This is a genomic window from Haloarcula sp. H-GB4, assembly GCF_030848575.1.
Classification (GTDB): Archaea; Halobacteriota; Halobacteria; order Halobacteriales; family Haloarculaceae; genus Haloarcula.
Map to the genome: position 1 here is coordinate 1,590,987 of NZ_JAVDDX010000001.1, position 13,219 is coordinate 1,604,205.

General features: G+C 63.5%; 15 protein-coding genes. 8 read left to right on the top strand and 7 right to left on the bottom strand.

Annotated features, from left to right (window positions below):
• Positions 1-8: 8 nt before the first annotated feature.
• Both RBH20_RS08120 and RBH20_RS08125 read left to right on the top strand, forming a co-directional pair.
• Positions 9-890 carry an extracellular solute-binding protein gene (locus RBH20_RS08120; RefSeq protein WP_306707344.1) on the top strand — a complete coding sequence of 294 codons (882 nt, stop codon included), beginning with the start codon at positions 9-11 and terminating at the stop codon, positions 888-890.
• Positions 865-1,665 carry an ABC transporter permease gene (locus tag RBH20_RS08125; RefSeq protein WP_306707346.1) on the top strand — a complete coding sequence of 267 codons (801 nt, stop codon included), beginning with the start codon at positions 865-867 and terminating at the stop codon, positions 1,663-1,665. Before RBH20_RS08120 ends, RBH20_RS08125 begins: the two co-directional genes overlap by 26 nt.
• 31 nt (positions 1,666-1,696) lie before the next feature.
• Here the strand turns inward: RBH20_RS08125 and RBH20_RS08130 are convergent, their stop codons facing one another.
• The 7 genes from RBH20_RS08130 to RBH20_RS08160 all read right to left on the bottom strand — a co-directional run bounded on the left by RBH20_RS08130 (position 1,697) and on the right by RBH20_RS08160 (position 6,262).
• Positions 1,697-2,524: a molybdopterin synthase gene (locus RBH20_RS08130; RefSeq protein WP_306707348.1), complete on the bottom strand. Its 828-nt coding sequence runs from the start codon at positions 2,522-2,524 to the stop codon at positions 1,697-1,699.
• 73 nt (positions 2,525-2,597) lie between these two features.
• Positions 2,598-3,071 carry a cyclic pyranopterin monophosphate synthase MoaC gene (moaC, locus tag RBH20_RS08135; protein WP_306707349.1) on the bottom strand — a complete coding sequence of 158 codons (474 nt, stop codon included), beginning with the start codon at positions 3,069-3,071 and terminating at the stop codon, positions 2,598-2,600.
• Between the two features lie 44 nt (positions 3,072-3,115).
• Complete coding sequence (locus tag RBH20_RS08140) at positions 3,116-3,703, bottom strand: molybdenum cofactor biosynthesis protein B (protein WP_306707351.1); 588 nt, start codon at positions 3,701-3,703, stop codon at positions 3,116-3,118.
• Between the two features lie 107 nt (positions 3,704-3,810).
• The gene (locus RBH20_RS08145; RefSeq protein WP_306707353.1) at positions 3,811-4,329 is read right to left on the bottom strand and encodes a TRAM domain-containing protein; all 519 of its coding nucleotides are present in this window, start codon (positions 4,327-4,329) and stop codon (positions 3,811-3,813) included.
• Positions 4,330-4,468: 139 nt separating this feature from the next.
• A complete protein-coding gene (locus tag RBH20_RS08150; protein ID WP_306707355.1) occupies positions 4,469-4,786 on the bottom strand; it encodes a DUF5783 family protein in 318 nt (105 codons plus the stop codon).
• A 55-nt stretch (positions 4,787-4,841) separates the two neighbouring features.
• On the bottom strand, positions 4,842-5,507 hold the full coding sequence (locus RBH20_RS08155; protein WP_306707357.1) for an HD domain-containing protein: 666 nt from the start codon (positions 5,505-5,507) through the stop codon (positions 4,842-4,844).
• Positions 5,508-5,602: 95 nt separating this feature from the next.
• Positions 5,603-6,262 carry a helix-turn-helix domain-containing protein gene (locus RBH20_RS08160; protein WP_306707359.1) on the bottom strand — a complete coding sequence of 220 codons (660 nt, stop codon included), beginning with the start codon at positions 6,260-6,262 and terminating at the stop codon, positions 5,603-5,605.
• Between the two features lie 179 nt (positions 6,263-6,441).
• On the opposite strand from RBH20_RS08160, the gene RBH20_RS08165 reads away from it, so the two are divergent.
• From RBH20_RS08165 to RBH20_RS08190, 6 genes are read left to right on the top strand one after another with little or no spacing between them, the layout of a single operon-like run.
• Positions 6,442-7,017 (top strand): hypothetical protein, encoded by a 576-nt coding sequence (locus RBH20_RS08165; protein WP_170096340.1) that lies wholly within the window; start codon positions 6,442-6,444, stop codon positions 7,015-7,017.
• A complete protein-coding gene (locus RBH20_RS08170) occupies positions 7,014-7,667 on the top strand; it encodes a ubiquinol-cytochrome c reductase iron-sulfur subunit (RefSeq protein WP_306707361.1) in 654 nt (217 codons plus the stop codon). The genes RBH20_RS08165 and RBH20_RS08170 overlap by 4 nt, the downstream gene beginning before the upstream one ends.
• The gene (locus tag RBH20_RS08175; protein ID WP_306707364.1) at positions 7,667-9,061 is read left to right on the top strand and encodes a cytochrome bc complex cytochrome b subunit; all 1,395 of its coding nucleotides are present in this window, start codon (positions 7,667-7,669) and stop codon (positions 9,059-9,061) included. The genes RBH20_RS08170 and RBH20_RS08175 overlap by 1 nt, the downstream gene beginning before the upstream one ends.
• Complete coding sequence (locus RBH20_RS08180; RefSeq protein ID WP_007190098.1) at positions 9,058-9,240, top strand: hypothetical protein; 183 nt, start codon at positions 9,058-9,060, stop codon at positions 9,238-9,240. Before RBH20_RS08175 ends, RBH20_RS08180 begins: the two co-directional genes overlap by 4 nt.
• Positions 9,233-12,091, top strand: a complete 2,859-nt coding sequence (locus RBH20_RS08185; RefSeq protein WP_306707368.1) for a molybdopterin-dependent oxidoreductase — start codon at positions 9,233-9,235, stop codon at positions 12,089-12,091. Before RBH20_RS08180 ends, RBH20_RS08185 begins: the two co-directional genes overlap by 8 nt.
• Positions 12,088-13,164, top strand: a complete 1,077-nt coding sequence (locus tag RBH20_RS08190; protein WP_306707370.1) for a 4Fe-4S dicluster domain-containing protein — start codon at positions 12,088-12,090, stop codon at positions 13,162-13,164. Before RBH20_RS08185 ends, RBH20_RS08190 begins: the two co-directional genes overlap by 4 nt.
• Positions 13,165-13,219 lie beyond the last annotated feature (55 nt).

The window sequence follows — 13,219 nt, forward strand, 5'->3', positions numbered from 1 at the left end:
AGCGAATAATGGCCCGGCAAACCCGGCGTGCAGTACTCGCGGCACTGGGGAGTGGTGTCGCCACAACCGCAGGGTGTGGGGCATTCGGTCAGGAACGGGTAGACGTACTGGTCGCGGGGAGTTTGCAAAAAGCGGCCAGTGAGACGCTTCAACCCCAAACGGGTGTCGAACTCGCCGTCGAAGCCCGCGGGTCAGTGCAGGCCGCCCGGCTGGTCGCCGATGGGAAACGCGACCCGGCTATTGTCGCCTTGGCGGACCCGACCCTGTTCGACCGGGTCATGGATACCACCTGGCACGCGGTGATTGCCAGCAACGAGATGGTGCTTGCGTACAACCCAGAGACGGACGCCGGGACCCGCATCGCGGACGCAGAGCCGTGGTACGCCCCGCTCAAACGTGCCAGTGTCTCGCTCGGCCGGACTGACCCGGCGCTTGACCCGCTTGGGTATCGAACGCTGTTCGTGCTGTCCCTCGCGGCGGACTACTACGACGAACCCGGCCTTGCCGATGCGGCCCTATCCCCCGACCAGACGTATCCCGAGACACAACTGCTCGCGCAGTTCGAGACGGGGGCCGTCGACGCCGCCTTCGTCTACCGGAGCATGGCGGTCGAACGGGACTACCCGTTCCGGGAGTTTCCGCCGGAGATACATCTTGGCGACCCCGCATACGCCGAACAGTATCAGACCACCAGCTACGAGCTGCCGAACGGCACGACAATTACTGGCAGCCCTATCGAGTACGGAGCTGTCCGCCGAGATAATCAAGAAGCGACGCGTACAGCCTTCGAGGCAGTCCTGTCCGGTGACTGGCTCGCACCACACGGATTTACCCTCCGCCAGGCGTATCCTCGACTAGTGGGAGATGTCCCGAGCACTGTCACGCGGTGAGACCAGAGCCGGCCATACGGTCGGCGTGCGCGAGCTCGTTCCCGTGCTGGGAGCGGTGCTGCTCCTGTATTTTGTCGTTCCGGTGCTGGTGCTCGTTATCACGTACTCCCCGACAGCGCTGCTGACGAGTCTGACAGAGACGTACGTCATCAACGCTGCAATCACGTCTCTCGTTGCCGCACTCGGCAGTACGACCATCGCTGTCGTGTTCGGCCTCCCGCTTGCCTACTGGCTCTCGCGAAACACCAGCGTGCTGGCGACCGCAGCGATGGGCGTCGTCGTCCTCCCCCTCGTCCTCCCGCCGGTCGTCAGCGGGATGTTGCTGTTGACCGTCGTCGGCCCGAACGGACTCGGGGGACTTACCGACCTAGCACTGACGCGGTCGCTGCTTGGCGTCGTCGCCGCCCAGACGTTCGTCGCGTCGCCGTTCTTCGTCGTCACCGCTAAGGCCGCCTTCGATGGCATTGACGACCGACTCGAAGAAGCCTCACGCTCACTCGGACGCGACTGGGTCGGGACAATGCGTTCAGTGACGGTCCCGCTCGCAAAGCCCGGGCTGCTCGCCGGACTCGTACTGACCTTTGCACGCGCAATGGGGGAGTTCGGCGCGACGATGATGCTGGCGTACTACCCGCGGACGCTCCCCGTGCAGATCTGGGCCTCGTTCATCTCTGACGGATTGGATGCGGCGCTGCCCGTGGCAGTAGTGCTGCTCGGCGTCGCACTCGGCACGCTGCTGGTGGTCCATGCACTGCGGGCGGCGCCATGGCGATAGCGGTCACCGCAGAAAAAGTCGCACCGCCGGCTTACCGCTCGTGTGCCCAGAACTCCTCGTCAACAGTGACCTCCTTCTTGAACAGCGGCACTTCCTCTTTCAGCCGGTTGATGCCGTCTTCGACGGCGCGGAACGCCTCAGTTCGGTGGCCGGCCAAGATGACGACGAAAACAATGTCCTCGCCAGCGTCGACCACGCCGGTTTTGTGGTGAAGCCGGACCGCGTAGATACCGTCCCGCGCTTCGAGGTCCCGGCGAAGCGTGGCCATCTTCTCGGCGGCGACCTCGTCGTAGCGCTCGAACTCCAGCAACTCCGTCGGCGGGTCCTCCGGCCCCTCTTGTGCGCGGACACGCCCGGTGAACGTCGCTATTGCGCCGGAGTAGACTTCGTCCGGGTCCCGCTTTACGTCGGCGACGAGTGTTTCCAGCGTGATGTAGGGGTCTCGCTCCTCCATCGCAGTGACGATCTCGTCGAGGTCAGCGTCCGCGCCATGGGGCGCGCGATGGACGACCGGGTCGGCGGCCTCGCGGTCGCCGAGGACGACTTTGGGGATGCTCGCGTCTGAATATCCCTCAACAAGTACGTAGTCGTAGTCGGGCGCGAGCGCGTCCAACGTCTCATCGAGTGTCCGCGACTGTCCCGTCGCGTACCACTCGCCGTCGTCGGTAAGCGCGACCGTCTCGCCCGCGCCGGCGTCGCGGTGTCGAGCCGTGTCTTTCCCGTCCGTGTCGACATCCGGCGGATGCGTGCAGTGTTTCACCGTCGCGACACGGCCGGTCCCGGAGAGCCGCTGTGTCAACCGCTCGACCAGCGTGGTCTTCCCCGACTCGGAGTGGCCGACGATACCGAGGACTTGCATACACGCCAGTAGCAGGGCGACGTAGATAGACCTTGTTCATAGCAGCGGCGCAGCTGTCGTCAGTCGCCCCGTCTCAGCGGTCGACGGTTTTCTCGACGACGCGGACGTTCTGGATTGCCGTCGTGGGGTACTCGCCGTTGTCGTCTTTCTCGTTGGCCTTCACCATGTCCCAAACGACGTTGAGGCCGGTTGTCACACCCTCCAGCGCTTCCATCTCGCAGCCGGTCTTGCCGACCGTTTCGACGGCGACCGTGATTTCGACGGCATCGTCGTTGACAGTGAACTCGACTTCGACGTTGGTGATGGGGATCTGGTGGCACATCGGCACCGTCTCCCAGGTGTGTTTCACCGCCTGAATCGCGCCGATGCGGGCCGTCGCCAGCACGTCGCCTTTCTCCACCTCGTCGGCGTCGATGGCCGCCAGCGTGGACTCGGTGAGCCGAATCTGTCCGCGCGCGACTGCGCGTCGCTGGCTCTCGGCCTTGTCGCCGACATCGACCATCTGTGCGTCCCCATCCTCGTCGACGTGCGTGAACTCCTCGGACATAGCTGTCCGTAGCCGACGCCGGCCCAAAACCGTGCGGGTCCGCGTTACCGTCGGACGAGCCCTAGCAGGTGGCCCACGGCTGGCGCGACGAGTTTCTCTGCACCCGTCCGAGCGGCGTTCTCGCTGCCAGGGAGACAGAACACCAGACGGTCGTCGACGATGCCGGCGGTAGCGCGTGACGCCATCGCCATCGGCCCGACTTCCTCGTAGGAGAGCCAGCGGAACAGTTCGCCGAAGCCGGGGATCGGGCGGTCGAACAGCGGTTCGATAGCATCGACGGTCACGTCGTCGGGCGTGAGCCCCGTCCCGCCGGTCGTCAGAACCACGTCGACACCCTCATCTAGTAGGGCGGCGACGGCATCTTCGATAGCGTCCACCTCGTCCGCGACGAGGCGGCGCTCGGCGATCTCGTGGCCCGCGTCTTCACAGGCCGCGGCAATGATGTCGCCCGCCGGGTCATCATCGAGTGTTCTGGAGGTAGAAACTGTGAGAACCCCTATGTCAACCCCTTCGGCGTCGTGGGCGTGATGGTCATTGTGGCCACTGTCGTGTTTATGTTCCTCATGGTCGTAGCCGGACTCTCCGTGTTCATGCTCGTCGTGGCCGGTCGTTTCATCGTGGTCGTGTCCCATACGGGAGATGATAGGCGGCGGAAAAATATACCCTCGGCTGCGTGACCGACAGTCGCGCTAACTCCGGCAGCGTGCGAAGGCAGGAGCCGGCCGACGGGACCGGCAGCTTACTCGTAGTACGGGAGCCGTTCGACGATCTCCGCGAAGGCCACGTTCTCGCGGACCTGGTCCATCTCGACGCGGAGGCGCTCGCCGACGTCCGCGTCGGAGACGATGACGACGTACCCGCCGTCGATACGCGCGACCCCATCGCCTTTGTCGCCGATGTTCTCGATTTCGACCACGCGCGTCTCACCCTCGGCAACGGGCGGGGACGACGGTCCGAACTCCGGTTCCCTGCTTGGCTCGTCGGACCGCGAATCGGACTGCGACCCGGATTGTGAACCGGACTGTGGCTCTGACTTGGAGTTGGAACTGGACTGCGGATCAGGCCTGGATTGGGAACTTGACTGTGACTGGGACGTGGGTGCTTCAGCCGCCGACTGGAACAGTGCGATCCGGTACAGCGTCTCAGGGGCCAGCGTCCCCAGTTCGACCTCTTGTTTCGGAATTTCGATCACGTACGAGTCATGCTGCTCCTCAACGGGTGCGGTAAAGAGACAGTGAAGATCTGAATCGGTCGCCATTAGTATAATTGGTTGGGCTAGTACCGGAACTGCATTGATTCTGGTGTTTTCGATTCGCCGGACCAAGCGCTGCTGGAAGGAGTGGTAAACAGGCTGTACACGCCCGCTATCGAGCAAGCCGTCGAGCAGAACGAGGCGATTACTCGAATTCAAACAGCCGACGGAGTTCGCGCTCGATAGCGTCAGTGAACGCCGACAGCACTGTGTCGAACGTCGCTTCGTCCCCCGGCAATGACTGCGCACGCGCCGCAGTGTCGTCGGGCAGCCGGATGCTGAACGTCCCGTCGCCCTCGTACACCGGCTCGCTCTCGCTGAGAATCTGCCGGTCGATCCCACGGAGGACCTCGGAGTCGTATTGCCCGTGTAACTCTTGATACGCGTTCGAGTACGCCGTTTCGAGCTCCTCGAAGTAGTGGACATATTTCTCGTCGAACTTCTCGGCGTGGAACTCGGTCATGGGTGCAGTGTCGTCGGGGCGAGGGTAAAGGGTTCTGTGACTCCGTGGACGCCGATTACGACTCCCCCATAACCCCGATTTCATTGGCGAATTGCGTGAAAAACTCGTCCATGAATTCCTGACGCGTCCGGCCGAGACGCCGGCCGGGTTGGGTGTACAGCGTGTCTAACCGTTCCTGCGCCCAGTTCTGAAGCAGTGCGATATCCGGAGACGCCGACGATTCGAGGTCGGTCGCTGACGTGTCATCGATGACGGCGTATTTCTCACCCATCCGCCCAGACCGCTCGCCGACGATACAGGCCAGTCGGACGAGTCCGCGTGCTCCGGCGGCGTCGAGTTTGTCTGCGTCGAAGAGGAGTTTCGCCTCCAGTGTTTTCGGCTCCGGAGAACTTGCGCGGATACTGTGTGCTCGAATGCAGTGTTTGATACGGTCGATTCGGTCGGGTGCCACGCCTTCGGCCGCGAGTAGTTGCGCGGCTTCCAGCGTGGCCCATTCGTCGTGGTCATCGATTTCACCGGCCCGCTCTCGGGGCCGGCCAATGTCGTGGAGCCACGCCGACGCGGCGATAATATCTCGGTCGACCGAGCCGTCGCAGTTGCCCGCGAGGCGAAGCGCGATATCTCGAACTCGCTTGGCGTGAAACTGGTCGTGCGCTGGGAGGGCGTCTTCGTAGTACGGCAGCGACAGTGTTCGAGCAAGGGGACCTAGTTCCTGTGTCATTGGCGGCGGTGACACCTCGCGTTCCGGCTGGAATAACTGCTATGAAATATATCAGACTTAGTGACACATACCAGTGAGTCGCGGCGATGTCCGTATCAGCGGGAGTCAAGCAGGTCGTCGAGGAGTTTTCGCTGAGCCGCAGCGAGATGCTCGGTAAACGTCGAGGTGGAGATATCTAGTGCGTCGGCCACGTCACCGGCGGTCGCATCGCGCGGATGTTCGAAATAGCCCATCTCATGGGCACGAGTCAGTACCTCGCGCTGGCGGCCAGTCAGTTTCGCGCGGTCGAGCACGACCGGCCGGTCCGTCTCCGTAGACGTGTCTTCCAGTAGCCGCCGGAGTTTGACAGTATCACCTTCCGACTGGAGGTCGTCAACAATCTCTCGCAGGGTTGGAACGTCGTCGACGAGAAACGTGACGACGATGGATTCAGTGTCCGCCGAGAACTCATGAACAACGCAACCGGCTGCTTCGATACGTTCACACACGCAGCCCTGCCCGGCCGCTCTGGACAGTTGGAAAACGTGTCGCTGCTCGTAGGCGAACACGTGGTCGACGTTCAACTCATCAGTCTGTAGCACTGATGGCGGCTCGTCGCCGCCTTTGAGGGTAAACTCTTCGATAACGGGGTCAGCATCAACACTCGTTACGCTCCGGGAGACCGACGACACTGACCACTCCTCGTCGGCGTGTGGCTGTACGTGGCAGGACCGGGGGCCGAACACTTCGACCTCGGCGAGCATTCGGCCCGACATGTCTGAGAGTTGCCCCGGCTGACATAAGAAGGTCTGTGCGAACATGTTCGTATAAAAAACCGCCATATAATGGGCCTAAGATGTCGGGCTGGCAGTTCATCGGGGTGCTGGGACAAACCCTGAATACAGCGACACAGATAGCCGTTCGAATCGCTGGCGAACCGAGATACTACAAGATTATGAGACGCAACACGATACTCATCGGTCTGTTGATAACAGCGGTGTTGCTGCCGATGTGGTACGTCGCCTTGCACGGCGAACCACCGTCGGAGGAGATCGCTATCGACGAGAGCGTCAGCGACATCCGGCCGCTGGATAGCCCGGTAGAGACGCCGAACAAACTGTCACCGAGCCAGGTCGGTGTCGTCGTCTGGGTCGCCCTGTTCGGTCTCGTGGGCGTGCTGACGGCCGCCCATCAGTTCATGAACAGAGCTGTCCGGCCGCCTGACGAGGCCGAGCCGGTCACCGACGGCGGGACCGTTTCGCTGCCGTGGCTCAACACGGAGCACCGCTGGGTTGTCGAGTACCACGACGCTTCGGACGCCATAGAGGGACTCGTCGCCATGAGCGGGCTGACAGTCCTCTCTATCGTCTTCGCGGCGTTGTTCACCGGCGAGTACCTCACGCTCGCTCGCACCCAGTACTTCGGGCTGTACGCGACCGGGATGTTCCTCTCGCTCGCGCTCTCGACGGTCGCGTACTATGCCTGGTTCATGCCACACGTCGAAGTCGCCGAACTCAGGGGGCACGAATGATAGAGTATCCGAAACCCGACGACGACGAGGAACAGGGCGACGACTGCTCGTGTGACGGGGCAACCGGGACGTCTCCCACACTGTATGGGGACGCCCGCGCAGAACTCCGCCGCCGTGACTTCGCGAAGTTCCTCGCGACCGTCGGCGGTCTGACCGCCGTCGCCAGCCTCACCGCACCGCTTGCCAGCACTACACAGGTGTTCGAGCGAGGGTACAAGGGGCCGGTGTACTCCGACGGCATCCACCTCGTCGACGGCAAGGGCGAGCGAATCACGGAAAGCCGACTTTCCGAAGGCGAGCACATGACCGTGTTCCCGGAGCCCCGGCCCGGCATTGAAGACGCGCCGACGCTGCTGGTGCGCTATCCCGAGTCCGAGTACGGCAGCGACATCTCGGAGGGGTTCACCGTCAGCGGCTACGCCGCCTTCTCGAAGGTCTGTACCCACGCCGGCTGTATGGTCTCTGACCGAGAGGAGGACTTGGTCGTCTGTCCCTGCCACTTCGGGAAATTCAACGTTCTGGAAGGGGCGGCGGTCAGCGGCGGCCCGCCGGGACGACCGCTCCCGCAGCTTCCGATTACGGTGACCAGCGACGGATTCCTCGTCGCCACCGGCGACTTCGAAGGGCCAATCGGCCCGGGGGGTGAGTGATGTCCCGCGCCGAAGCCGTCTACGACTGGTTCGACACGCGTCTCGACCTAGAGAACGGCCAGAGGTTCCTCGGCAAGGCGTTCCCGGCAGAGGACTCGTTCCTGCTGGGCGAGGTGGCGCTGTTCTGTTTCCTCCTCCTGATCCTGTCGGGGGTCTTCCTCGGGTTCTTCTTCGAACCCTCGACCTCCGACGTAGAGTACGACGGCAGCGTCCAGAAGTTCCAGGGCCAGGATATGCCCGAAGCGTTCGTCTCGGTGCTGCACATCACCTACGACGTGCCCTTCGGGATGTTCATTCGCCGGCTCCACCACTGGGCGGCCCACCTCTTTGTCGCCTCAATAGGGTTGCACATGTTACGGGTGTTTTTCACCGGCGCATACCGCAACCCGCGGGAGCCGAACTGGATCGTCGGCACTGGCCTGGCGGCCCTCTCGATGGGCGCGGCCTACACCGGCTACGCGTTACCGTTCGACGAGTTCGCTGCCACAGCGACGGGCATCGGCTACAACCTCACGATATCCATCCCCCTGTTAGGTGATTTCCTCGGCCAAGTGGTGTTCGGGGGTGAGTTCCCGTCTAGTGCCACTATCCCACGGCTGTACTTCCTGCACATCCTCGTGATACCAGCGGCCATCGCCGTGGGCTTGGCCGTCCACATGGCCATCCTCATCCGGCAGAAACACACCGAGGCCCCGCGGGACGGGGACGTAACGACCGGCCGCCAGTCCGTCGACGAAGAGAACGACGACATCATCATCGGCCTGCCGGCGTTCCCGAATCAAGCCGCCGTCTCCGCGGTGGTGTTCTTCGTCACGGCGGCGACACTATCGGCGCTTGCGGGCCTGCTGCCGGTCCACAACGTCGCCGAATACGGCCCGAACAACCCCGCGTCCACGCCGGAACTCATCATGCCAGACTGGTTCCTGATGTGGGTGTACGGCTTCCTGAAGCTCCTGCCACAGATCAGCTTCAGCATCGGCCCGGCTCACATCAACGGGGAGTTCATCGGCGGCATCGTCCTCCCGGGGCTGGTGTTTGCCGCAGTCGCCGTCTGGCCGTTCATCGACCGGACCGGGCCGGTCCACTTCACCGCAGACCCACTGGATCGGGCCTGGCAGACCGGTGTGGGCGTGGCCGCCGTCGCGTTCATCATGATTGCCTCCATCGCGGGGATGAACAACATCCTCGCGGACCAAGTGCTTGGGACGACGACGAACGTGGTCAACCCCATCCTGACGGCCGCGTTGCTCATCGTCCCACCCATCTTCGGCGGCATCACGTACCTCCTGTTGCGCGACGGCGAGCCCACGCCGTCACAGGAGGGCGACGTGGCCGCCGACGGCGGCTCGGCCGCTGCTAAAACGGAGCGAACCGATTCGGAGGGAGACGGATGACTGCGAACGTCGAACTGACTGAGCGACAGTATCGCCTGCTGGATACGACGAGCAAGCTGGTCGGCCTCGTGCTGGTCGCCGCCGGCCTCGAAGTCGGGGGTAGCACGCTCGCCGGCATCGCGCTGGCCGTGGCCGGCACTGCCTGCGCGACTGCGACAGTGTTCATCACCAATGAGTAGAAACGACCTGACCGACGACGAAACGAACAGTGCGGGAATCAGTCGCCGCGACTTTGTGCGCGGCCTCGGTGCCGCGTCGCTACTGGGTGCGACGGGGCTGTCCTTCGCCGACGACGGCATGGACGGCCTCGAAGCGGTCGACGACCCCATCGGGAATTACCCCTACCGGGACTGGGAGGACCTCTACCGCGACGAGTGGGACTGGGACTCCGTCGCCCGCTCGACCCACAGCGTCAACTGCACCGGTTCCTGTTCGTGGAACGTCTACGTCAAGGACGGCCAGGTCTGGCGCGAGGAACAGGCCGGCGACTACCCGACGTTCGACGAGAGCCTCCCGGACCCGAACCCGCGGGGCTGCCAGAAAGGGGCCTGTTACACGGACTACGTCAACGCAGACCAGCGCGTGCTCCACCCTCTGCGTCGCACCGGCGAGCGCGGCGAGGGCCAGTGGGAGCGGATTAGCTGGGACGAAGCGCTCACCGAGATTGCCGACCACGTCATCGACGAGGTGGAGGCGGGCCGGTACGACGCGATTTCGGGGTTCACCCCAATTCCGGCGATGTCACCGGTCTCCTTCGCCAGCGGGAGCCGGCTCGTCAACCTGTTGGGCGGGGTCTCACACAGCTTCTACGACTGGTACTCGGACCTGCCGCCGGGCCAGCCGATTACGTGGGGCACCCAGACGGATAACGCCGAATCCGCCGACTGGCACAACTCGGACTACATCATCGCCTGGGGGTCGAACATCAACGTCACGCGCATCCCCGACGCGAAGTACTTCCTCGACGCCGGCTACGAGGGTGCAAAGCGCGTCGGTATCTTCACTGACTACTCACAGACGGCTATCCACACCGACGAGTGGCTCTCACCCCACGGCGGCAGCGACACCGCACTCGCGCTAGGTATGGCCCAGACAATCGTCGACGAGGGACTGCACGACGAGGATCATCTCAAAGAACAGACCGACATGCCGCTGCTCGTCCGGGAGGACACCGGCAAGTTCCTCCGAGCAAGCGAGGTCGGCCTTGCCGAGGACGCCGACGACCCCGACAAGGTGTTCGTCATGGTTGACGCCGACGGGAACCTCCGTCGTGCGCCCGGCTCGCTGGGCGAGCGGGACGGACAGCACGACCACTCGAAGAGCATCGAACTCGACTTCGACCCGCAGTTATCGGTCGAGCGGAGCGTCGACACCGACGAGGGTAGTATCGCGGTCCGCTCGGTCTGGGAGAACCTCACCGACGAACTCAGCCAGTACACGCCCGAAGTCGTCCACGAGGAAACCGGCGTCGGCGAGAACACCTACCAGCGGATCGCCCGCGAGTTCGCCGAGGCCGACGCCGCCAAAATCATCCACGGCAAGGGCGTCAACGACTGGTACCACAACGACCTGGGCAACCGTGCCATCCAGTTGCTCGTGACGCTGACGGGCAATCTCGGCGACCCCGGCACCGGGCTGGACCACTACGTGGGACAGGAGAAAATCTGGTCGTTCCATGGCTGGAAGGTGCTCTCGTTCCCGACCGGGAACGTCCGCGGCGTGCCGACGACACTGTGGACCTACTTCCACGCGGGCATCCTCGACAACACGGACCCGGACACCGCAGAGAAGATACGCGAGTCCATCGATAAGGGATGGATGCCGGTCTATCCCGAGGAGCGGGACAACGGGAGCCGACCGGACCCGTCAACGATGTTCGTCTGGCGGGGGAACTACTTCAACCAGGCCAAGGGCAACGTCGCACTCGAAGAGCAGCTCTGGCCCAAACTCGACCTCGTCGTCGACATCAACTTCCGGATGGACTCGACGGCGATGTACTCGGACATCGTCCTGCCGGCGGCCAGCCACTACGAGAAATACGACCTCTCGGAGACGGATATGCACACGTACGTGCATCCGTTCACGCCGGCCGTCGAACCGCTCGGCGAGGCCAAGACCGACTGGGAGATATTCCGCTTGCTTGCCGAGAAGATACAGGAACGCGCCCAAGAGCGCGATGTCGAGCCCATCGAGGACCGGAAGTTCGACCGGACCATTGACCTCACGACCATCTACGACGACTACGTTCGGGACTGGGAGACCGGTGAGGAAGAAGGGCTCGTTGAGGACAAAGCCGCGGCGGAGTTCATCCTCGAACACTCGGAGGAGACGAATCCCGAGGGCAGCGACGAGCAGATAACCTTCGACGACATCGACGAGCAACCACAGCGGTTCCTCGAAGCTGGCGACCACTGGAGTTCCGACATCAAAGACGGCGAGGCGTACGTTCCGTGGCAAGACTACGTCCACGACAAGAACCCCTGGCCGACCTTCACCGGCCGGCAGCAGTACTACATCGACCACGACTGGTACCTCGAACTCGGCGAGGAGCTGCCGACCCACAAGGAAGGGCCCGAGAACACCGGCGGTGACTACCCGCTGTCGTACAACACGCCCCACGGTCGCTGGTCCATCCACTCGACGTGGCGTGACGACACCAAGATGCTCAGGCTCCAGCGTGGCGAGCCCGTGGTGTATATCAACCCCGAGGACGCCGAGGAGCGGGGCATCGAGGACGGGGACACCGTGGAGGTGTACAACGACCTCGGGAGCGTCGAGGTGCAGGCGAAGATCTACCCCTCCAGCGAACCGGGGACGGTCCGGCACTTCTTCTCCTGGGAGAAGTTCCAGTACCCCGACCGGGACAACTTCAACACGCTCGTCCCGATGTACATGAAACCGACCCAGCTGGTCCAGTATCCGGAAGACACCGGGGAACACCTGCACTTCTTCCCGAACTACTGGGGGCCGACCGGGGTCAACAGCGACGTTCGTGTCGATATCCGACCGAGCGGAGGTGACACCGAATGAGTACCGACCAACAGGACGAACAGGGCGAGGAGGACACGCTGGTCAACGTCGCCGACGGCGTCGACCACCAGGTCGCGATGGTGATGGACCTGAACAAGTGCATCGGCTGCCAGACGTGTACAATCGCCTGCAAGAACCTCTGGACGGAGGACGGCGGCAGCGAGTACATGTACTGGAACAATGTCGAAACCAAGCCCGGCGAGGGCTACCCCCGCGGCTGGGAGGACTCCGGCGGTGGCTGGGAATCGGGCGAGCACTCGGACCGCTCGCCCGGCGAGATTCCCGACGAGGAGGACTACGGCCGCGCCTGGGAGTTCAACCACGAGGAAATCATGTACGAGGGCAGTGACGAGCCGTTGCGGCCCCGCGACGGCGCGGAGTGGGGGCCGAACTGGGACGAGGACCAGGGAGCCGGCGAGTACCCCAACAGCTACTACTTCTACCTTCCGCGCATCTGCAACCACTGTACCCACCCCTCCTGTGTCGAGGCCTGCCCGCGCTCGGCGCTGTACAAGCGCCAGGAGGACGGCATCGTCCTCGTCGATCAGGACCGCTGCCGGGGCTACCGGTACTGCGTCGAGGGGTGTCCGTACAAGAAGGTGTACTACAACACCGTCTCGAAGAAATCAGAGAAGTGCATCTTCTGTTACCCCCGCATCGAAGGTGAGGGCCCTGAGGGGGAGACGTTCGCCCCGGCCTGTGCCGAGGAGTGTCCGCCACAGCTCCGGCTAGTCGGCTTCCTCGACGACGAAGAGGGCCCGATCCACAAGCTCGTCAATGAGTACGAAGTGGCCCTGCCGCTCCATCCGGAGTTCCGCACCCAGCCCAACGTCTACTACATCCCACCCTTCGCGCCCGGTCAGCACACGGAGGACGGAGAGACGGTCGATATCGACCGGATTCCCCGCCAGTACCTCCGGAACCTGTTCGGCGACGGCGTCGACGAAGCGCTCGACACTATCGACGCCCACCGGCAGCGCGTTCGTCAGGGTGGTGACAGCGAACTGATGGAACTGCTACAGGACAAAAACCCGGCCAAACAGTACCGATTGGAGGTCTTCGACGATGAGTAGCGAGCCGCTACGCGGCTCGGAAACGCGAGCGGGCGATGCCCGCGAGCGGCCCCAG